This is a genomic window from Pedomonas mirosovicensis, assembly GCF_022569295.1.
GTDB lineage: Bacteria > Pseudomonadota > Alphaproteobacteria > Sphingomonadales > Sphingomonadaceae > Pedomonas > Pedomonas mirosovicensis.
Map to the genome: position 1 here is coordinate 1,479,137 of NZ_JAKFIA010000001.1, position 24,695 is coordinate 1,503,831.

Annotated in this window: 21 protein-coding genes; 12 read left to right on the forward strand and 9 right to left on the reverse strand. The window is 64.3% G+C overall.

Features of this window, described 5'->3' with window-relative positions; translation table 11 throughout:
• Positions 1-232: 232 nt before the first annotated feature.
• Entirely contained in the window at positions 233-997 is a 765-nt protein-coding gene (gene yaaA / locus L0C21_RS07120) for a peroxide stress protein YaaA (protein ID WP_259277698.1), read from the forward strand.
• 264 nt (positions 998-1,261) lie between these two features.
• Here the strand turns inward: yaaA and L0C21_RS07125 are convergent, their stop codons facing one another.
• Positions 1,262-1,879: a DUF2239 family protein gene (locus L0C21_RS07125; RefSeq protein ID WP_259277699.1), complete on the reverse strand. Its 618-nt coding sequence runs from the start codon at positions 1,877-1,879 to the stop codon at positions 1,262-1,264.
• A gap of 75 nt (positions 1,880-1,954) precedes the next feature.
• Positions 1,955-3,757, reverse strand: coding sequence for an ABC-F family ATP-binding cassette domain-containing protein (locus L0C21_RS07130; protein ID WP_259277700.1), 1,803 nt, complete (start codon positions 3,755-3,757; stop codon positions 1,955-1,957).
• A 99-nt stretch (positions 3,758-3,856) separates the two neighbouring features.
• Between L0C21_RS07130 and L0C21_RS07135 the strand changes: the two genes are divergently transcribed.
• The 4 genes from L0C21_RS07135 (at position 3,857) to L0C21_RS07150 (ending at position 6,910) form a co-directional block, all read left to right on the forward strand.
• The gene (locus L0C21_RS07135) at positions 3,857-4,201 is read left to right on the forward strand and encodes a PepSY domain-containing protein (protein WP_259277701.1); all 345 of its coding nucleotides are present in this window, start codon (positions 3,857-3,859) and stop codon (positions 4,199-4,201) included.
• A gap of 30 nt (positions 4,202-4,231) precedes the next feature.
• The gene (locus L0C21_RS07140) at positions 4,232-4,900 is read left to right on the forward strand and encodes a response regulator (RefSeq protein ID WP_259277702.1); all 669 of its coding nucleotides are present in this window, start codon (positions 4,232-4,234) and stop codon (positions 4,898-4,900) included.
• 13 nt (positions 4,901-4,913) lie between these two features.
• A complete protein-coding gene (locus tag L0C21_RS07145) occupies positions 4,914-6,317 on the forward strand; it encodes a sensor histidine kinase (RefSeq protein ID WP_259277703.1) in 1,404 nt (467 codons plus the stop codon).
• Between the two features lie 101 nt (positions 6,318-6,418).
• The gene (locus L0C21_RS07150) at positions 6,419-6,910 is read left to right on the forward strand and encodes an RT0821/Lpp0805 family surface protein (RefSeq protein WP_259277704.1); all 492 of its coding nucleotides are present in this window, start codon (positions 6,419-6,421) and stop codon (positions 6,908-6,910) included.
• 187 nt (positions 6,911-7,097) lie between these two features.
• Here L0C21_RS07150 and L0C21_RS07155 read toward each other — a convergent pair whose 3' ends face one another.
• Complete coding sequence (locus L0C21_RS07155; protein ID WP_259277705.1) at positions 7,098-8,882, reverse strand: methyl-accepting chemotaxis protein; 1,785 nt, start codon at positions 8,880-8,882, stop codon at positions 7,098-7,100.
• Positions 8,883-9,102: 220 nt separating this feature from the next.
• On the opposite strand from L0C21_RS07155, the gene L0C21_RS07160 reads away from it, so the two are divergent.
• A complete protein-coding gene (locus L0C21_RS07160; protein WP_259277706.1) occupies positions 9,103-10,164 on the forward strand; it encodes a CobW family GTP-binding protein in 1,062 nt (353 codons plus the stop codon).
• Between the two features lie 201 nt (positions 10,165-10,365).
• Here L0C21_RS07160 and L0C21_RS07165 read toward each other — a convergent pair whose 3' ends face one another.
• The 3 genes from L0C21_RS07165 to L0C21_RS07175 are packed head-to-tail and all read right to left on the reverse strand — an operon-like array spanning position 10,366 to position 13,633.
• Positions 10,366-11,592, reverse strand: a complete 1,227-nt coding sequence (locus L0C21_RS07165) for an ABC transporter permease (RefSeq protein ID WP_259277707.1) — start codon at positions 11,590-11,592, stop codon at positions 10,366-10,368.
• A gap of 11 nt (positions 11,593-11,603) precedes the next feature.
• Positions 11,604-12,362: an ABC transporter ATP-binding protein gene (locus L0C21_RS07170; RefSeq protein WP_259277708.1), complete on the reverse strand. Its 759-nt coding sequence runs from the start codon at positions 12,360-12,362 to the stop codon at positions 11,604-11,606.
• Positions 12,359-13,633, reverse strand: a complete 1,275-nt coding sequence (locus L0C21_RS07175; RefSeq protein ID WP_259277709.1) for an efflux RND transporter periplasmic adaptor subunit — start codon at positions 13,631-13,633, stop codon at positions 12,359-12,361. Before L0C21_RS07175 ends, L0C21_RS07170 begins: the two co-directional genes overlap by 4 nt.
• Before the next feature lie 281 nt (positions 13,634-13,914).
• Here L0C21_RS07175 and L0C21_RS07180 point away from each other — a divergent pair, with 281 nt between their 5' ends.
• On the forward strand, positions 13,915-14,979 hold the full coding sequence (locus L0C21_RS07180) for a CobW family GTP-binding protein (RefSeq protein ID WP_259277710.1): 1,065 nt from the start codon (positions 13,915-13,917) through the stop codon (positions 14,977-14,979).
• A gap of 4 nt (positions 14,980-14,983) precedes the next feature.
• On the forward strand, positions 14,984-15,970 hold the full coding sequence (locus tag L0C21_RS07185) for a WD40 repeat domain-containing protein (RefSeq protein ID WP_259277711.1): 987 nt from the start codon (positions 14,984-14,986) through the stop codon (positions 15,968-15,970).
• 183 nt (positions 15,971-16,153) lie between these two features.
• Here the strand turns inward: L0C21_RS07185 and L0C21_RS07190 are convergent, their stop codons facing one another.
• Complete coding sequence (locus L0C21_RS07190) at positions 16,154-16,636, reverse strand: hypothetical protein (RefSeq protein ID WP_259277712.1); 483 nt, start codon at positions 16,634-16,636, stop codon at positions 16,154-16,156.
• Positions 16,637-16,815: 179 nt separating this feature from the next.
• The gene (locus L0C21_RS07195) at positions 16,816-17,472 is read right to left on the reverse strand and encodes a hypothetical protein (RefSeq protein ID WP_259277713.1); all 657 of its coding nucleotides are present in this window, start codon (positions 17,470-17,472) and stop codon (positions 16,816-16,818) included.
• Positions 17,473-18,341: 869 nt separating this feature from the next.
• Here L0C21_RS07195 and L0C21_RS07200 point away from each other — a divergent pair.
• Genes L0C21_RS07200 through L0C21_RS07215 form a run of 4 tightly spaced genes read left to right on the forward strand, consistent with a single transcriptional unit; the run spans position 18,342 to position 22,408 of the window.
• A complete protein-coding gene (locus L0C21_RS07200) occupies positions 18,342-18,875 on the forward strand; it encodes a Csu type fimbrial protein (protein ID WP_259277714.1) in 534 nt (177 codons plus the stop codon).
• A gap of 38 nt (positions 18,876-18,913) precedes the next feature.
• Positions 18,914-19,660 (forward strand): fimbrial biogenesis chaperone, encoded by a 747-nt coding sequence (locus tag L0C21_RS07205; RefSeq protein ID WP_259277715.1) that lies wholly within the window; start codon positions 18,914-18,916, stop codon positions 19,658-19,660.
• On the forward strand, positions 19,620-21,953 hold the full coding sequence (locus L0C21_RS07210) for a fimbria/pilus outer membrane usher protein (protein ID WP_259277716.1): 2,334 nt from the start codon (positions 19,620-19,622) through the stop codon (positions 21,951-21,953). The genes L0C21_RS07205 and L0C21_RS07210 overlap by 41 nt, the downstream gene beginning before the upstream one ends.
• Positions 21,935-22,408, forward strand: coding sequence for a Csu type fimbrial protein (locus tag L0C21_RS07215; RefSeq protein ID WP_259277717.1), 474 nt, complete (start codon positions 21,935-21,937; stop codon positions 22,406-22,408). The genes L0C21_RS07210 and L0C21_RS07215 overlap by 19 nt, the downstream gene beginning before the upstream one ends.
• A 190-nt stretch (positions 22,409-22,598) precedes the next feature.
• Here L0C21_RS07215 and L0C21_RS07220 read toward each other — a convergent pair whose 3' ends face one another.
• Entirely contained in the window at positions 22,599-24,269 is a 1,671-nt protein-coding gene (locus tag L0C21_RS07220) for a M28 family metallopeptidase (RefSeq protein ID WP_374940225.1), read from the reverse strand.
• Positions 24,270-24,695: the final 426 nt, after the last annotated feature.

Sequence of the window (24,695 nt, forward strand, 5' to 3'; positions counted from 1 at the left end):
CGCCCCGTTCGTTTTCAGGCTGTGCCGGTGGGAAGGGGCGTGGCCGTATTCTGCATGGAATTTTAATGGGCCGAGCGCGGTATTAAGGGCGCGGCCCTAAATGAATGGGAGTGCAGAGGGGCAAGCCCCTCTGCAAAAAATCTTGCCTCCCTGATGGAAGGCCACCGGTTGCGGTCCGCACGGGCGCGCTTTACAAGCCGGGGGAGTTTTTGTTCCCGGTGGACCCTGCCAGATGCTGACGCTGCTTTCTCCCGCCAAGTCCCTCGATTTCGAGACGCCGCTGCCCTTGGTGGAGCCGACGCAGCCGCAGTTGCTGGCGCGGGCGACTGAGCTGGTGGGCCATGCGCGCAAGCTGTCGGCGGAGGATCTGAAAGCCTTGATGGGCATTTCGGATGCGCTGGCCGAGCTGAACGTGGCGCGATTTGCGAATTTCACGACGCCATTTACGCCGGAAAATGCCCGGCCTGCGATTTATGCGTTCAACGGCGATGTCTACACCGGCTTTGACGTGAAGACGCTGGATGCGGAGACGGTCGATTTCACACAAGGCCATGTGCGGATTCTCTCCGGCCTTTATGGCGTGCTGCGCCCGCTCGACCTGATGCAGGCTTATCGCCTTGAAATGGGCATTGCCTTCCGCACGCCGCAGGCCAAGACGCTCTACGGCTACTGGGGCGAGACCATCACGCAGCTGCTGAATGACCATCTGTCGGGGCACGACAACAGGGCTGTCGTCAACCTCGCCAGTCAGGAATACTTCGGCGCGGTGCAGCCAAAAAAGCTGGCGGCCCCGGTCATCACTCCGCTGTTCAAGGAGCGGCGAGGCAATCAGCTGAAAGTGATTTCCTTCTCCGCCAAGAAGGCGCGCGGCCAGATGGCCCGCTACATTTGCGCGAACCGCATCGACCGCCCCGAAGCGCTCAAAGACTTCGCCGAGGACAATTACCGGTTCGATCCGCACCTGTCGGATGAAAGCACCTGGCTGTTCGTGCGGTAGGGTTTCTGGTTTCAGGAAGTTTGTTTTTGCAGGAGGGGCTTGCCCTCCTGCACCTCCCATTCATTTTCGGGACGCGCGATCATCCAGCGCCGTGCACTCTGGATTGTGAGAGATTGGGCCGCGCCAATCCTGCCGAGCTTTCGCGCCGGAACCACGGCCCTGTAGAACCTCATCCAGTAAACGCGGGAAACGCGGCCCTTTCAAACGAAAGGGAGTGCAGAGGGTCCAAGACCCTCTGCAATAAATACACTTTCAAAGAACCAATCACTGCACCCAGTAATCCGCCTCGGAAGCCTCGATGAGCCAGAGCACGTGCGCGCGGATGTCGGCGGGCCAGTCGGCGGTGGCGGCCTCGAAGCGCAGCTGGTCCTTGGCGTAGAAGGCGCGCGTTGCCTCTTCGTAGTGCGGCAGGTTGCCCGCCATGGCGAGGAGGAAGCGGTCCACCGCTTCCTGAAGCGCGCGGCGGCGGTCGGTGGCTTCGTGGCGGCGGCGGGCTTCGTCCACCAGCTTGCGGAGGGCAACCGATGCGCCGCCGGGCTGGCTGTTCAGCCACTCCCACTGGCGGGGCAGGAGGGTGACTTCCCGCGCGACGACGCCGAGTTTGGGGCGGCCGGGGCCGCGCGGCGCATCAGGTGCGGGAGCGGCGGTATCACGGGCTGGGACGGGTTCCTCGGCGGGGAGGCGGGCGAGCACGTCTTCTTCAGTGCCGCGAAAATCCACCTCGGCCTGCCGGCTGGTGGCGTTGTGGAAGATGAGGATGGGCGCGTGCTCATCCCGTGCCAGCGCCTGTTTGGCGGCGCGGGCGGCCTCAAACAGCGAGCCGGTGGCAAGGCGGCGGTGGCCCTCGAAGGCGGTGTAGCTGGCGGCGAGCGCATCAATCATGGCGGTATCCCTTTGTGGTGTGCAAAGGGGTTTTACCCGGATATAATACGCCCGTCAATTATATCCGGGTAAAAATCAGCTAGAGAGGCTTTCGGCCAGTTCTTCCAGCTCCAGCCAGCGTTCCTCCCGCTCGGCCAGCTTGTTGCGCGTGGCTTCCAGATCGGCCGAGAACTTGGCGAACTTGTCGGGGTTCTTGGTGTAAAGCTCGGGGTCGGCGAGCGTGGCTTCCAGCTCCTGAATCTTCGTGCCCAGCTGCTCGATTTCAGCGGGCAGGTTGTCCAGCTCGCGCTGGTCCTTGTAGGAAAGCTTGGTCTGCTTCTTGGGCGCGGCCGGGGCAGGGGCGGCGGACTTCTTCGCGTCGCTGATGGAGCGGACGTTGGAGGCCTCCGGCTGGCGCTTGGCTTCCCAGTCCGAATAGCCGCCGACCACGATGTCCGCCTTGCCCGAGCCATCGAGGCCGATGACCATGGTGACGGTGCGGTCAAGGAAGTCGCGATCGTGGCTGACCAGCAGCACCGTGCCCTGATATTCCGAAATGATTTCCTGCAGGAGATCCAGCGTCTCGAGGTCAAGATCGTTGGTCGGCTCGTCGAGCACCAGCAGGTTGGAGGGGCGGGCAAATTCGCGCGCGAGGAGAATGCGGGATTGCTCGCCGCCCGAGAGGGTTTCGATTTTCGCATCCACGAGGCCGGGGTCGAACAGGAACTCCTTCAGATACCCGGCCACGTGTTTTTTGCTGCCGTTCACTTCGATCCAGTCGCCGCCGTCGGCCAGAATGTCGCGCACGGACTTGCCGGGCTCGAGCAGGCGGCGCGCTTGGTCGACCACAACCCGGTCGAGCGTCTTGGCGATGCGGATTTCGCCTTCGGTCGGCTCCAGCTCGCCGGTGAGGAGCTTGAGCAGCGTCGTCTTGCCAACGCCATTGGGGCCGACGATGCCGATGCGGTCGCCCTTCTGGATCTTGAGGTTGAGGTTTTTCAGGATCGTCCGCTCGCCGAAGGCGATGGTGACGTTCTGCGCGTCGATGACGGTTTTGGACTTCTGCTCGGATTCATTCAGCGACAGGTTGGCGACGCCCTGCGGCCCGGTCATGGCGCGGCGTTGCGCGCGCATTTCCTGAAGCTTGCGGAGGCGGCCCTGGTTGCGGCGGCGCCGGGCGGTGACGCCACGCTGGAGCCAGTGCAACTCCAGCTTGAGTTTCGCGTCCAGCCGCTCGGCAGCCTTGGCTTCCTCTTCCTCCGCCTTTTCCTGCCAGGCCTCGAAGCCGCCGAAGCCCACGTCCGCCCGGCGCACCATGCCCCGGTCGAGCCACAGGGTGGAACGGGTGAGGCGGGAGAGGAACATGCGGTCGTGGCTGATGACGACGAAGGCGCCGGAGAACTGGCGCAGCCGCCCTTCCAGCCAGGCGATGGCGGCAAGGTCGAGATGGTTGGTGGGCTCGTCCAGCAGCAGGATGTCGGGGTCGAGCGCGAGCGCGCGGGCGATGGCGGCGCGGCGCTTCTCGCCGCCGGACGCGGTTGCGGCGGGCCGGTCGAGATCAACGCCCAGTTCCTCGGCGACTTTCGCCACCTCGTGCGGCTCCGGCGGCTGGGGCTGGTCGCCCTGGCTCAGCGCGAAGTCCCGCAGGGTGGGGAATCGCTCCACCGGCGGATCCTGCTCCAGCAGCACGACGCGGGCGCGCGGACGCACCACGCGGCGGCCTTCATCCAGCTCCAGTTGGCCGGCGATCACGCTGAGCAGGGTCGACTTGCCCGCGCCGTTGCGACCCACGAGGGCGAGACGGTCCCTTTCTCCGATGAACAGATCCAGCGAACGGAAAAGCCACCCTTCGCCGCGCTGTACACCGATGGACTCAAGAGAAAGAATAGGGGCAGACATGTTGCGAACCTGTCGTAGGCAAGGCTAAGAAGCAATTGACCGATGGGGCTGGATATGTTCATGGGCGGTTCACTGGCGCAAGGGTAGTTTTCAAGGAACATGAAAAACCGCCGACTTCTTCCCTTCTGCATGATTGCTCCGGCCATGTGCCTGGCGGCGTTCACGCCTCTGCCCGGCACCTATAGCCGGGTCATGGTTCGCACGGCGGAGCAGGATGCCGCCTATCGGGGGGTCAGCTCAGGTCAGATGCTCTCGCTCGACCAGGTGCGTGCGATCGTCGCGCGCAAGATCAAGGGCGAGTACATGGGCGTGGAGATTGACGATGGCGCTTTGCAAGAAGGCGCCTATGTCTATCGTCTGACCTATCGCCGGCCGAACGGAGCGATTGTCCGGGTGGACGTGGATGCCCAGAACGGGCGCATCCTCGGCATTCACGGCCGCTAAGCGTTCTGCAAGACAAGAGCAGGGGGTTTCATGCGTATTCTGGTGGTGGAAGACGAGCCGACGCTGCAGCGCCAGCTGAAGGGCGCGCTTGAGACGGCAGGCTATGCTGTCGATGCCGCCAGCGACGGCGAGGACGGGCACTTCCTCGGCTCCACCGAATCCTACGACGCCATCGTGCTCGACCTCGGCCTGCCCAAGATGGACGGGCTTGCCGTGCTGGACTCCTGGCGGCGGGAAGGCCTTGCCATGCCGGTTCTGGTGCTGACCGCCCGCGACAGCTGGTCCGACAAGGTGGCAGGATTGGATGCGGGGGCGGACGACTACCTGGCCAAGCCATTCCAGATCGAGGAGCTGCTGGCCCGCCTGCGCGCGCTGATCCGTCGTACCAGCGGCCATGCCACCTCGGAGATCGAGGTGGGGCCCATGCTGCTGGACACTCGTTCCAGCCGCGTGACGGTGAACGGCGAGCCGGTGCGGCTGACGGCGCAGGAATACAAGCTGCTGGCCTATCTGGTGCACCACAAGGGCAAGGTGGTCTCCCGCACCGAGCTGACCGAGCACATCTACGACCAGGATTTCGACCGGGATTCGAACACCATCGAGGTGTTCGTCACCCGCATCCGCAAGAAGCTGGGCGTTGATCTGATCCGGACCGTCCGGGGGCTGGGCTATTGCCTTGAAGACCCCGGCTCGGCCTGAGCAGGCGTCTCGTGTGATCGGCCAGAAGCACCAGCTCCATTTTCTGCTGTTTCAGCCTGGGTCGCTGTCGCGGCGACTGGTTCTCATGGCGGCGGCGTGGATCATCCCCATGCTGATGGCGGGCGGCTTCGCGCTTGACCGGGTGCTGGCGGACAACCTCACCCAAGGCTTCGATACCCAGCTGCGCCAGTTCCTGCGCTCGTCCATCGCGGCGGCGGAGATCGATCCCACCGGCGAGGTTCGCAGTACGCGCCCGCTGGGGGACCAGCGCTTCTTCGAACCCTATTCGGGCCTCTACTGGCAGGTCTCCGCGCCGGGGAAAACGCCGTTCCGCTCCCGCTCGCTGTGGGACCGGGCCTTGCCCTACAACCCGAACGTGCCCGCCAAGGATGGAACGATCCGCACCATCACCGTCTTCGGTGGGGAGGAGCTGCGGATCGCCGAGCGCGACGCCGTGCTGCCGGGCTCGAACACGGTGTTCCGCTTCGCCGTCGCCATCCGGGTCAACGAGCTGCACGCGCAAATCGCCGCCTACCGGCGGGTGCTCATCTGGTCGCTGTCCATCCTGGCGCTGGGCTTGCTCACCATGGGCGCGCTGCTTGCCACCTATGGCCTCAGCCCGCTCAGGCAGGTGCGAAAGGCGCTGGCGCAGATCCGCTCGGGCGCGGCGACGCGCATCGACGGGGCCCGGTTTCCGCCCGAGATTCTGCCGCTGGTGGAGGAGATGAACGCGCTGCTCGACCACACCGAGGCGCAGGCGGAGCACGCCCGCACCCACGCCGGCAATCTGGCCCATGCGCTGAAGACGCCCATGAGCGTGCTGATGAACGAGGCGCAGGACGGCAACAGCGCGGCCCTGCGCGAGACGGTGCTGTCGCAGGTGGCCCTGATGCGCCGCCACGTGGATCACCACCTGGCGCGCGCGCGCGTCCTCGGCCGCCGGGCTGATATTCGCGCCCGCACGCCCGTGTGGCCATCGCTCCTCAGCCTCAAGCGGGCGCTGGAGCGGATTTACGTGGAGAAGGATTTCCAGGTGGAGATCGAGGGCGATTCCACGCTGGAATTTCGCGGCGAGCGGCAGGACTTGGAGGAGATGCTGGGCAATCTCCTCGACAATGCGGCCAAATATGGCCGGGGCCACGCCCGGGTGACGGTAAAGCCGGATACGGACGAAGGACAGCAGCGTTTCCTGCGTATTGTCATTGAGGACAATGGCCCCGGCATCCCGGTGGAATCGTGGAGCCTGCTGTTCGAACGCGGCGTGCGGCTCGACCAGAGCTCCAAGGGCACCGGCATCGGCCTGGCCATTGTGCGGGACATTGCGGACATCATGGGCGGCAAGGTCTGGCTCGATCAGTCCGAAGACCTGGGCGGTCTTGCCGTGGTGCTGGTGCTGCCCCGCGCGGCCAGCGCCTGACGCCCTGAGATCCGCGCCTTGGTATGTTCAGCCGCAGTTCAGTCGGCCGGGCCTATCGTGGCGATAGTGAACCAAATTGGCGTTTGAATGGAGACGGTTTTATGCAGTTTCGGGGGTCTTCGCGTTGGGCGCTGGTGCCGCTGGTCGCCTTGGCTCTGCCGTTGTCGGCATGCGAGGAATACGGCACGAAGGAAGGCATCGGCACGCTGGCGGGTGCAGGCCTTGGCGCCTGGGCCGGTTCGGCCATCGATAATGACGGTTCGGGCGGCGTGATCGCCATTGCGGCCGGCACGCTGATCGGCGGTTTCCTCGGCAATCAGGTCGGCCGCGGGCTCGACAAGGCCGACCGGCTGGAGGCCGAGCGCGCCCAGTATCAAGCGCTGGAATACGGCCGCTCGGGCACCCGCACCGAATGGCAGAACCCGGACAGCGGCCACAGCGGCTGGGTTGAAGCCAAGCCGGCCTACCAGAACGACAACGGCCAGAACTGCCGCGAATATACCCATACGGTGAACATCGGCGGCAAGCAGGAACAGGCCTACGGCACTGCCTGCCGCCAGGCCGATGGCACCTGGAAGGTGGTCAACGGCTAAAACCCGACGGGGTTAAGATCCGACGGGTTGCTTTCTTTTGCAGGGGAGGCGTGGCCTCTCCTGCACCTTCCTTTGCTTGAATGGGCCGTGGCGCGCGCTGGGGATCCGGCGAGGACGGTTCGACAAAAACAAAGGGCCGGATGCAAGGCGCATCCAGCCCTTTTCGTTCGCGCGGTTGCTCGTCCGCTTACGCGGCGCGCAGGGCGCTGAGGAACTCGTGGATTTGCTGGCGCAGCACCTGGGCCTCGCGCGAGACGCCGCGTGAGGCCTCCAGCATCTGCTGCGCGTCGGTCGCGTTTTCCGCCACCGCGCTCTCGACCGAGGTGATGTTGCTGACCACCTGCACGGTGCCGGTGGCCACATCCTGCACCGTGCGGCTGATCTCCTGCGTCGCGGCGCTCTGCTGCTCCACCGCCGAGGCCACGGTCGCCGACATCTCGCTCACCGTGTTCACGATGGTGCCGATGTCGTTGATGACCGTCACGGTGGTGTCGGTCGCCGCCTGAATGGCGCTGATCTGCGTGGTGATCTCGTCGGTGGCCTGGGCCGTCTGGTTGGCCAGGGTCTTCACCTCGCTTGCCACGACCGCGAAGCCGCGGCCGGCATCGCCTGCGCGGGCGGCCTCGATGGTGGCGTTCAGCGCCAGGAGGTTGGTCTGCTCGGCGATCTGGTTGATGAGGGTGACCACCTCGCCGATGCGCTGGCTGGCTTCCGCCAGGTGCTGAACCTGCCCGTTGGCGCGGTCCGCCTGGGTTTTGGCCTTGATGGCCATGTCCGAGGTCTCGCTGATGCGGCGGGTGATCTCCGAGATGGAGCTGGTCAACTCCTCCGTGGCGGCCGCCACGGCGTTGATGCCGCCGCGCGTGTTCTCGGTGACGCTGGTGGCGGTTTGCGCCTGCTCCCGCGAGTTGGTGGAGGACTCCGCCATACGCGTGGCTGAGTCCTCAAGGCCGCTGGCGGCTTCGGTCAGCCGCTCGGCAATGCCGGCAACCGACATCTCGAGTTCAGCCGCCATGTCCAACAGGGCAGCGCGCTGGCGCTCGCCAGCCGCGCGGCGCTCGGCCTCGGCCTGTTCCATCAGCTTCAGGTTTTCCGCATTCACTTCATTGATGCGCTGCTCCATCAGCTTCTGGGCCTCAAGGCGCTCGTTCTCCACCTGGGCCTGAAGCTCGGCATTGCGCTGGGATTGCTCCCGGAACACCTCAAGCGCGCGGGCGATGTCGCCCACTTCGTCGCGGCGCTCGCTGCCGTCGATAACGACGTTGAGATTGCCACGGGTCAGGCCCTTCACCGCCTCGGCCAGCTGAACCAGCGGACGGCCGATCAGCCTTTGGCCCAGGACGAGCGAGGCGAGGACGGCAATGCCAACGCCAGCGATGGCGACGGTGAGCATGAGACGCAGGCTGCGGGCATGGAAGGCCTGCAGCTCCGCGCGGGTCTGCACGATATCGGCCGCCTGCACCTTGGCGAAGGCCTCGACGCGCGTATTCAGCGCCTGCCGGCTGCTGCGGTTCGCGTCGTTGTCGCCAAGCACGCGGGCCGCCTCATTTCCTTGCTCCCGCCCGACGCGCGCCATGTCGGTCCGATATCGGGCGAACGTCCTGGCCTCGCGCTCGAGCGCTGCGAATTCCTGCCGGCGCTCATCGCTGATGAGCTTGCTCCAGTCGTTCAGAACCTGATTGAACTGGGCGATGCCCTTGTCCATGCCCGCTGCGAACTTCTCAAGCTTCTGGGGATCGGAGGACATGTAGACGCCGCGGGAGTCCATCACGATGGAGAGGATCAGGCTGTTCAGCTTCTCCCCCTGGATGGCGCGCTGCGCGGCAAGGTCGATATCCACGACGTGTTCGCGATAAACCTTGATGGCGTTGGCGCCGATCAGCGCGATGGCCAGGGCAGTTATGCCAAGAACGCCCACTATGATGCCGAGCTTTGACCGAATACGCAGGTCCGTAAAAAAACTCTTAAGCATAAACACCTTAGCCACTCCCTACGATGGATAAACTTAATCCATCTGCGCCATGTCTCGCTCAGGGAGTTTTTGAAATTCAGTTAATGACGCAATCGTAACTGATAAGAGTATAGGCTTAATGGCTTAATTTAAAAAATTCCCAAGAAGATTCATGGACCTGACTGCTGATGTAGTAATAAAGTTACTTTTCTTTTCGGTGATGTGATTCTATATCATTACCATGATGATCCCCGTCACCATTCTCACCGGCTTTCTCGGCGCCGGCAAAACCACGCTGCTGAAGCGCCTGCTGGCCGATCCGCGCTTTTCGGACACGGCCGTCGTCATCAACGAGTTCGGCGAAGTGGGGCTTGACCACATGCTGGTCGAGGCCGCGCCGGAAGCCGTGGTGGAGATGACTTCCGGCTGCCTGTGCTGCACGGTGCGCGGCGACGTGCGCCGCACGCTGCTGATGCTGATGGAGCGCTCGGAGCGGGGCGAGATTCCACTGTTCTCCCGCCTTGTCATCGAGACGACCGGGCTGGCCGACCCCGCGCCGGTCATCCACACGCTGCTGGTCGACCCGCGTCTTGCGCGTCGTTACCGGCTGGCGCAGGTGGTGACGGTCATCGACGCGGTGAACGGCCCGGACACGCTGGACAGGCAGCCAGAGGCGATGAAGCAGGCAGCGGTCGCCGACCGGCTGCTGGTGACGAAAACCGACCTGCTGAAACCGGGCGAGGGGGCGGGCCTGTTCGACCGGCTGCGGGTGCTGAACCCGAGCGCGGTGATTGTCGACACGGCCTCGCCCGATTTCGACCTGCGCTCCATCGTCGATGACACGCTCACCTTCCGCCCGGACATGAAGCCGGAGCATGTGCGCGACTGGCTGGCCGCCGAGGCGGTGGAAGCGGGGCACGGGCACCATCATGGCCACCATCACCACGATCATGACCACCATCATGACGTAACCCGCCATTCGGAGGATATCCGCTCCTTCTCGCTGGTGATTGATCAGCCGATCAGCCGCTTCGCCTTCGCCATGGCCATGCAGCTGCTCACCGCCAATCAGGGCGCGGATTTGCTGCGCGTCAAAGGCATCGTGAAGCTGGAGGAGCATCCGGAGCGCCCCGTCGCCATCCACGGCGTGCAGCACATCCTCCACGACCCCGTCTATCTCGACCGCTGGCCGGACGACGACCACCGCACGAAGCTGGTCTTCATCACCCGCAATATTCCCAGAGAAACCATCGAGGGCTTCTTCAAGGCATGGGCGCAGGCCAGCGTGCCGGGTGCGGTGTAGGGTTTAAGGGATTTTATGTAGGGGGACTTGTCCCCTCTGACCCCCATTCGTTTTTGCGCCGTGCGAGCGGGCAGGGGCGCGGCCCTGTGAAATTCCAGATCAGAACAGGGCCGTGACCTTGATGACAGGCGTGCCCGAAAAACGAATGGGAGTGCAGAGGGTCCGAGACCCTCTGCAAAAACAAAACTCAAAAGCCGGAAATCAGTCGTACCGCAGGGCTTCGATCGGGTTGAGGCGGGAGGCCTTGCGGGCCGGGTAGTAGCCGAAGACGATGCCCACGAGCCCGGCGAAGAACAGGCTGACGAGCACGATCTGCATGTTCAGCGTCACATCGAACGCGCCGAGCATGCTGATGCCGAACACCAGCAGGAGCGAGATGGCGACGCCGATGAGGCCGCCGACCAGCGAGAGCAGGGCGCTTTCGGTGAGGAACTGGCTGAGGATGTCCTCGGGCCGCGCGCCGACCGCCATGCGTAGGCCGATCTCGCGCGTGCGCTCGGTGACGGAGACCAGCATGATATTCATGATGCCGATGCCGCCGACGACCAGCGCCACGGAGGCGATGGCGCCCAGCAGCGCGGTCATGGTGCGGGTGGTCTGGGTGCGGAGCGCCATCATTTCGGTGAGGTTGCCCACGCGCACGGGCGCATCTGCACCGGCGGGCGTGCGCTTGAGTTCGCGCATCAGGCTTTCGATTTCGGCCTGAACGCGGGTCATGATTTCCTGGCTGGAGGTCTTGACGAAGATGGCGTGGATTTCGCCGGCGATGCGGTCGCCGCTGCCCATCAGGCGGGACTGGGCGGTCTTCAGCGGCACGATGGTGACGTTGTCCTCGTCGCGCTGGCCGCTGCCGCTGCCCTTGGGCGCGAGAATGCCAACCACCTTCATGGGCACGCGGTTGATGCGGATGGTGGCCCCGATTGCCCCGCCCTTGGGAAATAGCTCCTTGCGAACGGACTCGCCGATCAACACCACCTTGGAGGCGCTGCGCTCTTCGAGCGGGCGGAAATCGCGCCCTTCGGCGACGGCCCAGTTGCGGGCGATGAGAAAATCGTTGTTGGTGCCCAGCAAGGTCGCTTCCCAGTTGCTGCCGCCCACGACGATCTGGCCCTGGCCAAACCGCACCGGGGCGGCGGCCACCACGCCGGAGATGCGGCGCTTCATGGCCTCGGCATCCTTCTCCACCATCGGAATGGTGCTGCTCTCGCTGCGGACCGGACCGCGCCCGCCGGAGGGAAAAATAATCATCAGGTTGGTGCCCATGGCGCGGATTTCCGCATCGATCTTGTCGCGCGCGCCCTGGCCGATGGAGACCATGGTGATGACCGACGCCACGCCGATGATGATGCCGAGCATCGTCAGCGCGCTCCGCAGCTTGTGGGCCTTGAGCGACAGGGTGGCGAGACGGAGGGAGGGGATCAGTTTCATGGGATCAGCTCTCAGGCGTTCACCAGCGGACGCCAGATGTCGGCGTTGGCCTCGTCTGCTTCCACCCGGCCGTCGCGCATGCGGATGATGCGGTTGCCCGCATGGGCCACGCGCTCGTCGTGCGTCACCAGAACGACGGTGAGGCCGCCCGCGTTCAGCTCTTGAAACAGGGTGATGATCTCGGCGCCGGTGCGGCTGTCGAGCGCGCCGGTGGGCTCGTCCGCCAGGAGAAGCAGGGGGTCGTTCACCAGTGCGCGGGCGATGGCGACGCGCTGCTGCTGCCCGCCCGACATTTCGGAGGGCAGGTGGCCCATGCGGTTGGCCAGGTGCACCCGCTCCAGGCAGCGGCGGGCGCGCTCCGCGCCGTCCGTCACCGGATCGCGCCGGTAGATGAGCGGCATGGCGACGTTCTCCGCCGCCGTCATGCGCGGCAGCAGGTGAAACTGCTGGAACACGAAGCCGATGGTGCGCCCGCGCAGCTCGGCAAGCTCTCCCTGGCTCGCCTTGCGAAGCACGGTATCGCCGATGGTGATGGAGCCTTCGGTGGGCGTGTCGAGCGCGCCGATGAGGTTCATCAGCGTGGACTTGCCCGAGCCCGACGGCCCCATGATGGCGACGAACTCGCCGCGCCGGATGGTGAGCGAGACGTTCTCGAGCGCGTGGACCGTCTCATCGCCCATGCGGAAACGCTTGGTGAGGTTTTCACAGAGGATGATCGGCTCGCCCGGCGTCGCGGCGCGGACGGCGGCCATGGCGTTCGCCGTCGTCATGAAGCGGCTCCAGGGGCGCTCTCGCCGATAATGACATGCTCGCCCGGCTGAAGCTTGCCGCCCACGATGGCAACTTCCTCGTCGGTGCGAACGCCGGTGAACACGGGTCGGCGCTCAGGCTCGCCGTTCTGCGCCAGCACCCACACCGTGCCCGGCTGGCCCTTGGCGCCTGCGGGCTTGCCCTCCTCGGGGTGCGGGCCGTTGGCCTTGCGATTGCCGCCTGGGGGCGGGCCCATCGGGCCACCCTGCGGGCCGAAGCCTCCGGTCGCGCGGCTGGCGGCCTCGGCGGCGATGGCGGTTGGCTCATAGCTGAGGGCCATGATCGGCAGCTTCAGCACGTCCTTCACCTCGCCGAGGTAGATGGTGGCATTGGCGGTCATGTTGGGCAGCAGCTTGCCCTGCTTGTTGGGCGCGGTGATGATGACGGTGTAGGTGACGACGCCGGTGGAGGTGGTCTGCTCCTGCTCGGTGTCGCCGCTGGCGAGGCGCACTTCCTTCACCTCCCCGTGGAAGACCTGATCGGGGTAGGCGTCCACGGTGAACTCGGCCCGCTGGCCGGGCGCGACCGAGCCGATATCGGCCTCATCCACCTCGGCCTCCACCTGCATCTCCGCAAGATCCTCGGCGATGGTGAAAAGGGTGGGGGTCTGGAAGCTGGCGGCGACCGTCTGGCCCACGTTGATGGCGCGGCTGATGACGACGCCATCCACCGGCGCGCGGATGTAAGTGCGGGAGAGGTCGATACGGGCTTGGTTCAGGTTCGCCTTGGCCTGCAGAAGGCTGGCTTCGGCCAGCTTGACCGCGGCGCGGGCCTTCTCCAGCGTCGCCTCGGCGGTTTCGGTGCCGCGCGCCGAATACCAGCCGCTGGTGGAGAGCTTGCGCTTGGTCTCATAGTCGCGCTCCGCCTCCTTCAGATCCGCCTTTGCCTGGTCCAACTGGGCCTGGGCGGTGGCCTGCTGGGCCTCGCCCTGAAGCACGCGGGCCTCGAAGGTGCTCGGGTCGATGCGGGCCAGAACCTGCCCCTTCTTCACGGGCGTGTTGAAGTCGGCATACAGCTCCTTGATGAGGCCGGAGACCTCCGAGCCCACCTCCACCGTGCCGACGGCCTGAAGACTGCCAGAGGCGGTGATGTGGGTGGTGATGTCGCCGCGCTCCGCCGCAACGGTCTGGTAGACCGGGGCGTCGGAGGAGCGGAAGGACCATGCGGCATAGCCGATGGCAGCAAGAACAAGAAAGGCGCCGATGATGGCGAGGCGTCGCCGCGATGTCATGAATCTTCCCGAATACAGATAAAACCGAGTGGACGAAGTATCTTCTGGCTTTCGACAAACAGGCCGCATTGCCCGTAGTTACGCCGGGGGGAGGATACTTCCTTCGCACTCCGGGCGGAATGTTCATACATTAGAATTACACAGCCCCGCTGCCCACCCTATATAGGAGGGGCGCGGCCAGGCGGCAGGGAAATGCCGCCGGATCGACGCTCCCCCTAGACGAAGCGGCTTCGGGTCGCCAATTACCGGGGGAAACTGACGTAACAAAGGTGAACAGACGCATGGCGCAGATCCCTGTGACCGTTTTGACCGGCTATCTGGGGGCCGGCAAGACCACGCTCCTCAACCGCATCCTCACCGAGCCGCACGGCAAGAAGTATGCCGTGATCGTGAACGAGTTCGGCGAAATCGGCATCGACAACGATCTGGTGGTCGATACCGACGAGGAAGTGTTCGAGATGAACAACGGGTGCATCTGCTGCACCGTGCGCGGCGACCTCATCCGCATCATCTCCACCCTGCTGAAGCGGCCCGGCCGGTTCGACGGCATCATCGTCGAGACCACGGGCCTGGCGGACCCGGCCCCGGTCGCGCAGACCTTCTTCGTTGACGAGGACGTGCGCGCCAAGACGCAGCTGGACGCGGTCATCACCGTGGTCGATGCCAAGCACCTGCTGCTGCGCCTTGCGGATTCCAAGGAAGCGCAGGAGCAGATCGGCTTTGCCGACATTATCCTCATCAACAAGATCGACCTGGTGACGCCTGATGAGCTGCGCCAAGTGGAAGCGGCCGTGAAGCGGATCAACCCCTATGCGGTCATCCACTTCACCGAGAAGGCGCAGATCGGGGTGGACAAGCTGCTCGATCGCGGCGCGTTCGACCTGGAGCGCATTCTGGAAGCCAACCCTGGCTTCCTGGCCGAGGAAGACCATCACCACCACGACCATCATCATCACCACCATCACGACCATGACCACGCGTGCGACGAGCACTGCGATCACGACCACCATCACCACGAGGAGCATGCGGCTCCAAACGTCATTCACGACAAGGGCGTGACCAGCGTTTCCCTGCGGTCGGAAAAGCCGTTGCTGGGCGAGCTGTTCACCCGCTGGATCGGCGACCTGACTCAGGAAAAGGGGCCGGATATTCTGCGCCTCAAGGGCATTCTCGCTTTTGAGGGCGAGGAGCAGCGCTTCGTGGTGCAGGGCGTGCACATGATCCTCGATGGCGATCTGCAAAAGCCCTGGGGCAAGGACGAAGCACGGGTGTCGCGCCTCGTGCTCATCGGCCGCAATCTGGACCCGAAGGAACTGAACGAGCAGTTCCAGGCATGCGTGGCCTAACCCCATGCCGCTGATGGACGACAACGGGCAGGCGCTGAACCTTGGCGCTTTTGTCGAAGCGGTGGTGCCGGTGGCGGGCGGGCTCGCCTTCGCCACGACCGAAGGGCAGGTGGCGTTCGGTGCCAATCCGCCGCGCCAGATTCACGACGGCGGCATTCTGTGCGCCAGCGCCTATGACGGCGGCATCGCCACCGGCGGAGACGACGGCTGCGTGAAGCTGACGCGCGCCGACGGCACGGTCATTGACGTGGCCGAGCTGCCGGGCAAGTGGATCGAGAAAATGGCGGCGAGCGAGGGCAGCGGCATTGCCTTCGCCGCCGGCAGGACGGTGCATGTGGCCAAGCCCGTGAAGGGCATTTTCCGCACCATCACGCACGACCACACGGTGCAGGCGTTGGCGTTCGACCCCAAGGGCAAGCGGCTGGCGTGCGCCCACTACAATGGCGTTTCGCTGTGGTGGGTGAACTCGGATGCGCCCAAGCCGCTGGTGCTGGGTTGGAAGGGCGCTCACACGCTCGTCACCTGGAGCCCGGACGGCAGGTTCGTGATGACCGCCATGCAGGAGAACAGCCTGCATGGCTGGCGGCTCGCCGACCTTACGGACATGCGGATGGGCGGCTACCCGTCCAAAACCAAATCCATGGCCTGGGCGGACAAGGGCAAGTACCTCGCCACCTCCGGCGCGGAAGCGGTGATCCTGTGGCCGTTCACCGACAAGAACGGGCCGATGGGCAAGGCGGGCCTCCAGCGCTTCGGCCTGGGCGCGCTGTGCACGGTTGTTGCCGCGCACCCCAGGCAGGGCATCCTTGCCGCGGGCTTTGCCGATGGGGCGGTGCTGCTTTTCCGCACGGACAACGAGCAGGAAGTCCTGGTCGCCGGACGGACGGACGAGGCGTCGCCGGTCTCCGCCATTGCCTTTTCCCGCGATGGCAAGCAGCTCGGCTTCGGCCGGGAGGACGGCACCGGCGGGCTCGTCACTCTGCCCGCCTGAGCGCTGCAAGGGCGTTGGGTCATCAGGAAAGCCGGGTCATGTGCCCGGCTTTTCTTTTGGGTGGTCGCCTCCCTCTTCCTTATTGCGAGGGGTGGCCCTCCGTCATCCGGTAAGGCCCAGATGCAATGAAGCCGCCGTTGCGAGGACGGCGGCTTCAGCGAATTGGGTCTGTTCTGAGAAAAATCAGAGCGGGTTCTTGCGCGGACGGCCACGCTTGCGCGGCGCGGCGGCGGCAATAACCGCAGCCGGCGGCGTCTGCGCGGGCGCCTTGGGGGCGCTGGCCTTGGCGCTCTTGGCCGCGCCGTTGGCCTTTTTCACCGTGGACTTCTTTGCGGCGGACTTTTTGGCCGTCGTCTTTTTCGCGGCACCGTTGGCTGCGCCATTAGCCTTCGCCGCAACCTTGTCGGCCTTCGTCGCCTTCTTGGCTACCGGCTCGGCGGATGCCGCACCGTTCTTCTTCGCCGCTTTCTCGAGAACCTTGACGGTCTTGGAAAGCTCAGAGACCTTTGCCTTCTGCTCGGCGATGGTCTTCTCCGCTTTTTCAAGACGCTTGGCGAGGCGATCCAGAAGTTTTTCGGTGGCCGACGGCTTGGCCGCCTGCTTGTCTGCGGATTTGGGTTGAGCTTTGGATGCAGCCTTGGCACGCACGGTGGTGGCTTTGGCCATAGGATTCCCCCTTTGGTTCCCGAGTGCTGCGAAAAACAGTCACAAATAATTTTTCATTACGCAAGAGGCGTTTTTTGCTCTCCCCTGGAGTTATCCAGACGCCGATGCTTCAAATTGAGGGCCGCTTGGCTTTGAAATGGCCTGAAAGCGATTATGGCATCGCCTCCTGAATTGGGGGATCAGCGGGCCAGGCGCACGATCATGCCCCGCGCTTTCCATGCCCGGACACGAAGCTGGCGCCGCCAGAGCGGACGCCTGATCGCGGCGGGCTTTCGCCCGCTTCTCGACACGGCAATGGCGCTCAGATTTTCGACGCTCTGGCGCAGGGCGGGCATTTCAGAGGCCAGCTTCGTCAGCTCATCAATATCGTAGACATAAACCTCCGCTTCGTCGGGCTGGAGGAAGCCGTTGTTAAACAGTTGGAGGGGCTGCCTGAGAAGATCCTGCGTTCCTTGCTTCGGCGGCCTGGCCTCCAGCGTGGCCAAGGTGAAGTACAGCTGATAGTCGCCCAGAGCATCCCTGTTCCATTGCGGCTCGCCATGGCAAATCGCGTTGCGGCATTTTACAGCCTTCCGCAGTTTCCCGACTGTCCTTTGCAGTTCCGCCGCTCTTTTTCCGATGAGGTGCGGGGTGAGGCTGCGGCTCCATTGGCTTATCTGTTCCGGGGCGTGAAGCCCGAACGGATCGGAGACTCTTGGAACGGTGACGCCAAGAGCCTTCAGGCAAACCCGCAACCGCAGGCTGATGCGTGACCATTCCCGAATAATGCATGCGCTAATGAGGTTGAGCTTGGCTTCATCAAACTCATTGGAGAGGGGACGGTCCTTTGTGTGCATGTTGGTCGTACTCTTCCCCTGCCGAACAAGCATCACTCCCAGGCTGCGTCATGGCGGTTGTTCCTGAGGGCGTGGGGCGCCTGAGCAGCTGTCCGGCGGAAAGGCTAAGGGGGGAAGGTTTAATTATTGCCTAACAGCAACATTATATTTCCCGCGGAAAATCAAAAGGATCGTCGGATAATATATTGTTTACCATGGTCTTCGGAGGATCTGGCTGCCCGGTTGTGGTGAAGGCCAATCGTGGGGCGCCGAGGCCGTTGGCGACTGCTGCCGGCCCTCCGTTCGGCCGGGTGGCCGGCAGACAGAATCGGGCGGCGCGGTGGCCAGCCAAAAATAATTATCTGAGAATACAGCCGCTTAAGCCCCATTGATGGTCATGTCATTGCGGATGCGGGGGCGGGCAGGCGCGCTGATTCGGCGGCCTGATGGCCGTGCCCATGTCCTGTGAGCGCCCCGAAGTCGGGTCGTGGGGCCGCCGGGATTGATTGTGACGGAACGACCTCGTTTACGTTACGCATCGTAAAATATTAACAATTGAAATTTGATCGACGGAGTGAATTTAAGGAATTTCCGGCGAATAAATGAAGTGAAACGAAGCTTAGCCATTAAATATATTAACTATTGGGACGTAAAACTGCTTTCAGCTACGCCATTAGCTTGACAATATTGAAGAAATTTTCATCGGTTCCATGATTTTTTTCTTTAAAACGCGCCGCCGTCATGTATAAGCGCGCTTGTCCGAAGGCGAGCGGGTTCTGCGAATGAATAAAGGCAGATAGGCTCGGCAACCTTGAGCGGTTGACCGCGGACACACTCCCCCAACCAACCGGTCGCCAGGAAGAGGCGGCTTTTTGAAGGATCAGTAGCAAATGCGTGACGCACGTAAGTTTGCTTATAGCAATAAAGCTCTGGTTGCCCTGTGTGGCGCGGCGTTGATGCTCGGCGTTGCCGGCAGCGCCAATGCTGCGACCGGCACGAACAACCTGACGGTCAATGCGACGGTCGCCTCGACCTGCACCGTTTCGGCTGGCACGATTGACTTCGGCAGCTTCGACGTGACCGACGCCACCGCTGAAGAGGCCACCGGCACCGTCAACGTGAAGTGCACCAACGGCACGCCCTGGACCCTCTATGCCAATGCCGGCGCCGGCCAGACGGCGACCGTGGATGCCCGCCGCATGACCGGTGGCGCGGCTGGTACGGATACCTTGCAGTACCAGCTGTACACCGACACCTACACCACCGCCTGGGGTGATGGCGTCAGCTCGACCGTGACGGGTGCTTTCACCGGCACCGGCACCGGCGTCGACCAGACCCAGACGATCTACGGCCGCATTCCGGCGGGCCAGACCGCCAGCGGCGGCGGCTACACCGACACGGTGGTGATGACCGTCTCCTACTAAGGCCGGTCTTTCTCCTCAAAAAAACTGAAGAGCAGAGAATGGCTCGAATGACTGCGATGCGCGGCTGCCTTCTGGCAACTGCAGTAATCGCCGGCTCCCTTGCGGCCTTGCTTCCGGGCAAGGCCGCCCTTGCCGGCTCTTTCCAGGTCAATCCTGTGAATATCAACCTGCCGGCCGACAAGGCGACGGCAGCCCTGACGATCAGGAACGAGGACGACGCTCCGCTCTCAGTGCGGATTTCAGCCTTTGCCTGGACGCAGGAAAACGGCGCGGACGTGTACACGCCAACGAAGGATGTACTGGCAACGCCGCCCATCGTGACCATTCCCGCCAAGGGATCGCAGACGGTTCGCGTCGGCCTCCGCAAGCGCGATACGAGCGCGGAGCGTACCTACCGCGTCATCGTCGAGGAAATTCCGCAGCAGATCGAAGGCAAGACTGCCGTTCAGATGGTGCTGCGTCTCAACCTGCCCCTGTATGCCCTGCCCAAAACCGAGGGCAAGTCGGAGCTGAGCTGGTCAGCCTGGCGCGATACCGACGGCAACATGGTGGTGGAAGGCCGCAACAGCGGTTCGCTGCACGAGCAGGTTCTGGAACTGAACGCCAAGACCGCTTCGGGCAAGAGCATCAACCTGAGCAAGACCATGGGCGTCGTGCTGCCCGGCAGCGCCCGGCAATGGAAAATCGGCAAGCCCGAAGGGCTGACCCCCGGTGCCTCTTTTCAGCTGGTGACGAAAACCGCCCATGGCGAAAACCAGGAATCCCTCACTCTCGAGAAGCGCTAGCCATGCCGTTCTTGCGCTCGCCGTTGCCGCTGCTCTGGGTGCGCCCAGCGCATGGGCCAACGGCGACGCGCAGGACCTGCAGGCGGCCCTGCTTGAGGTGCGCCTGAACGGCCAGCCCCAGGGCGAGGCCGCCCTGTTCGCCCGCGATGACGCCGGCGTTGTCTATGCGTCCAAGGCCAGTCTTGAAGCATGGCGGATGCGGGCCATTTCGTCCCGCACCGTCGTCCTCGATGGCGAGACCTACTATGCCCTCGATGGCGTTGATGGCCTGAAGGCCACGGTGGACGAGACGACCCAGAGCCTGAACATCTCGGCGGCCGCTACTCTTTTCAACGCAAACAACGCCAAGCTCGATGGCCGGGAAACCGGCCCGATGACAAAATCGGCCTGGGGCGGCTTCCTCAATTACGACATCTACGCCCAGCACGGCGAGGGCGAGACCGACGTCAGCGGCTTTTTCGAAGCCGGGCTCTACTCGCCCCATGGCTATGGCACCAGCCGGTTCCTGATGCCTGGCAACCGGGGCGAGGCTGGTCTCGTGCGTCTGGAAACCAACTGGTCGATCGATGATCCGGAGCGGATGCGTTCGCTGCGGATTGGCGATGGCATTACGCGCGGTGGCATCGGCGGCGCGCCGCTGCGGTTTTCCGGCGTGCAGTTCGCGCGGAATTTCGCGGTGCAGCCCGGCTTCATCACCTTGCCGATGCCAACCATCGGCGGCTCGGCGGCGCTGCCCTCGACGGTCGACGTGTATGTGAACAATGCCCTGCGCGGCAGCCAGGATGTGCCGGCGGGTCCGTTCCAGATTACCGATGTGCCGGTGATGACTGGCACGGGCGACGTGCGCCTGGTGGTGCGCGATGCCCTGGGGCGCGAGACCGTCACTACCCAGTCCTACTACGCTTCAACGAAGATCCTGCGCGAGGGCTTGCACGACTACTCCTATGAGGTCGGGTTCCTGCGTGAGGATTATGCGCGCCGCAGCAACAGCTATGGCGACTTTGTCGTATCGGGCACCCATCGCTACGGCTTTACCGACTGGCTGACCGGCGAGGCTCACCTGGAGGCGACGGCGGACCAGCGCATGGCAAGCCTTTCGGCCGGCACGCTGTGGCCGGGCGTTGGCGTGTTCACGGTTTCCGCCGCGGCCAGCCAGGGCGACAAGGGCACTGGCGGCATGGTGGGGCTGGGCTTCGAGAGCTTGTGGCGCGATGTAAGCTTCGGCGCGCGCACGGAACTGACCACGCGCAACTACGATTATGTCGGCCTTGCATCCGACCGCCATGCCGTGGCGCAGACGACCCAGGTTTATGCGGGCGTGCCGACCAGCTTTGGCTCGGTCAACCTCAACTACCTCTACCGCGACAGCCGTGATGACAGCGACGTGCAGATGGCCGGCGCGAGCGCCATGTTCCGCATCGGGGATGTCGGCTCGCTTAACCTGACGGCCCAGAAATCGCTCAGCGGCCAGAAGAACACCATGCTCGGCGCTTATTTTAGCATTCCGCTGGGCCCGCGCCGCACGGCGTCGACCCGCGTTCAGCACACCGGCGGCAAGACGACCCTGGGTGCCTCCTTCCAGCAGAACCTGCCGGAAGGCGAGGGCGTGGGCTATCGCGCTGAAGTCGACAGGGGAGCGGATGAGCGGCTCTACGGCCAGTTCAGCTACCAGACCGATTTCGGCCGCTACGATGTGGAGGCCACCCGCGCCAACGGCAAAGCCGCCGTGCGCGCCACCGTTTCCGGTTCGGTCGGGCTGATCGAGGGCGAGGTGTTCACCGCCCGCCGGCTGGAGCAGAGCTTCGCCGCCGTCAAGGTGGGCGAGGTGAAGAACGTGCGAGTCTATGCCGAGAACCAGCCCGTGGCCAAGACCAACAGCAAGGGCGTGGCGATTATTCCCCGCCTGCGCCCCTATGAGAAAAACACCTTGCGGATCGAGCAGGCCGATTTGCCGCTCGATCTTGCCTCCGGCGCGTTTGAGAAGACGGTGCGGCCATACAATCGCAGCGGCGTGATTGTGAAGTTTACGGCCAAGCAGTCGCACGGCGCGATGATGACCGTGCTGCAGGCAGACGGCACGCCGCTGCCGGCGGGCGCGAAGGTGCGCGTGGCGGATGGCCGCGAGGAATTTGCGGTGGCGCCCGGCGGCATCACCTACGTGACCGGCCTTGGCAAGAACACGCCGCTTCAGGCGACCTGGGGCGAGCAGAGCTGCACCTTCACCGTCTCGCTGCCGGAAACCGATGACCCGCAGCCCGACCTGGGAGAAGTTCAATGCAAAATGATCGGCTGATGTTCGGGCGGCTGGCGCGGCGCGGCGCGGTTGCGGCGGTTACGCTCCTGCTGCTTGGGTGCGGCTGGTCGGCCTGCGCCGCTGCGGCTACCTGCTCGGTCAGCTCGCCGGGCGTGGCATTCGGGGGATATGATCCGCTGGCCTCCGCGCCGACCGACGGTGTGGGCAATATTGCCGTGTCGTGCGATGGCGTTGCCAGCTACACCATCGCCCTGGGGCCGGGGGGCGGAGATTTTACCTCCCGCGCCATGACCAATGGCAGCAGCGCGCTGCAATATAATCTTTACACCAGTCCGTTGCGGACCACGGTGTGGGGCGATGGCTCGGGCAACACTGGCACGGTTTCCGATACGGCGACGGGCGGCAACTACGCCGTTTACGGCCGGATCAACGAGCGCCAGAATGTGACGGCGGGGACGTACAGCGATACGTTGACCATCACCATCACCTACTGAGCCGGAATTCCGGAAACAAGGAAGGGGAGCCTGGCGTGGGCCATGGCTCCCCTTCATTTTATCAAGCTGTGCCTGGTCTTCTTCTCAGCACGCGGGGCGGAAAGGGGAACACCATTCCTGAAGCGTGCGGCCTGAGAAAATGAAAGGGAATGCGGGGGAGATCGGTGATCCCCCCCGCATAAAAGGCAGCCTATTTCTTCCCAAGGCTTTCGGCGCGGATCGGGCCGAACTCGGAGCCCGGCTTCCATTCCGGCCAGCGGTTCGACTGGGCGAGATCGCGCCCGATCGTATAGGCGAGCGAAACGTCGTCCGCCGCGCCGCGGAAGTCCAGCTCGGGCGTCCAGCGGTCGCAGGTCTGGTGATAGCAGGCCATGTAGTCCTTCAGCCATTTTTCACCGGCGGCGCGTCCTCCCTCCACCAGGTCCGGCGCGCCGCTGATCGCCATGAACAGCAGCGTCGGCACGCCGCGCCGCGCCAGCGACAGGTGATCGGCGCGGTAGAACAGGCCGCGCTCGGGCAGGGCCTCGGGCGTCACCGTGCGGCCTTGCGCGGCGGCGGCGCGAGCGAGGCCGTCCTCCAGCTCGTTCTGGCCGTTGCCCACCAGCAGCACGTCGCGGGCAGGGCCGCCGGTGTTGAGAATATCGAGCGTGATGTTGGCGACGGTCTTGCTGGCCGGAATCACCGGGTTCACCGCATAGGCCTCGGAGCCGAGGAGGCCGCGCTCCTCGGCGGTCCAGAAGCCGAAGGCGACGGTGCGCTCAGGCGCTGGGCCAGCCTTGAAGGCGCGGGCGATTTCGAGAAGACCGGCAACGCCCAGCGCGTCGTCGTTCGCCCCGGCGCGGACGGTGCTGCCATCGGCGGCAGGCGCGCCGATGCCATAGGCATCCCAGTGCGTGCCGTAGAGAATCGCTTCATCCGGGCGCTTGGTGCCGGGGATCTTGGCCAGAACATTGTGGCTCATCACCCGCGTCTGGTCGATGGCGAGGTCGGCGGAGAAGGTCACGCCGGCCAGCGGCACCGGCCGGAAGTCCTTCTGGCGGGCCTTGGCGCGCAGCGCCTTCAGGTCCTGGCCGACGCTGGCGAACAGGCGTTCGGCTGCCGCGCCTTCCAGCCAGCCTTGCAGCAGCACGCGCGAGGTTGGGTCAGCGCGCACGATGTCATAATTCTCGCCGGCCGGGGCCGCCACCGTCTCCCAGCCGTAACCCGCGCCCGGCGTGTCGTGCACGATCAAGGCGGCGATGGCTCCGCGCCGCGCGGCTTCCTCATATTTGTAGGTCCAGCGGCCGTAGTAGGTCATGCGGCGGCCGCCGAACTTGCCGGTGGCATCGGCATCGGCGGGGGCCTCGAAGTCCGGGTCGTTGACCAGGAACACGGCGACCTTGCCCTTCAGGTCCATGCCCTTGAAGTCGTCCCAGCCCCGTTCGGGGGCGGTGACGCCGTAACCGACGAACACCATCGGCGCATTGTCGATCTTCACCTGGTCGGTGGGGCGCACGGTGCTGACGTAAATCTCGCGGCCCTGCGCCAGCGGCGTGACTGCGCCATTGAGGCTGGCCTGCATGGTGCCGGACTTCACCTGCGTCTTCACCAGCGGGACCTGCTGGGTCCAGCTGCCCTTAGGACCGGCGGGGGCGAGGCCGATGGCCTTCAGCTGCCCGACCAGCCAGTCGATGGTGATTTTCTCGCCCGCCGTGCCCGGCGCGCGGCCCTGAAACGCATCGGAGGCGAGGGTCTTCGTGTCCTGCGACAGACGCTCGGGGCTGATGGGAGCCGGGTTGTTGGCAGCTTGGGCATGAGCCGTGGCGGAGAGGGCCGTGCCCGCGAGCAAGAGCAGGGCGGCGGAGAGGTTCTTCATCATCATCGAACTCCTGAACTGTTGCCCCAGGTGTGCAACAAACGGAGAGGATGATCCAGAGGGTTTGGCTGGAGAGCAGCGCGTATCCAGTGGAGGATGGCGGACCGATTATCTGTGGTGCGGCTTGATATCGTATAGTTTGCCGTCAACGCACATTTTCCATCGCCGTCCGTTGTCGAAGACATAGGCCTCAGGCTGGTGAGCATTGCCATAGCTGGTTTCGGTGCAGGCAACGACCGTGTCGTCACTGAAAATAATCGTCCTTCCCGAACGGCACCCTTTGAAATCGTTCTTAATGCCTTTGGCGTTGTCATCGAGGTAACCCTCGATGGTCTTCCTTTCCGTGGATGGTCTTCCTTTCCGTGAGAGTGTAGCCCACGAGGTCATCAAGATCGCACGCGCTGGCCTGTGCCGAGATGGCCGTTAACGCTG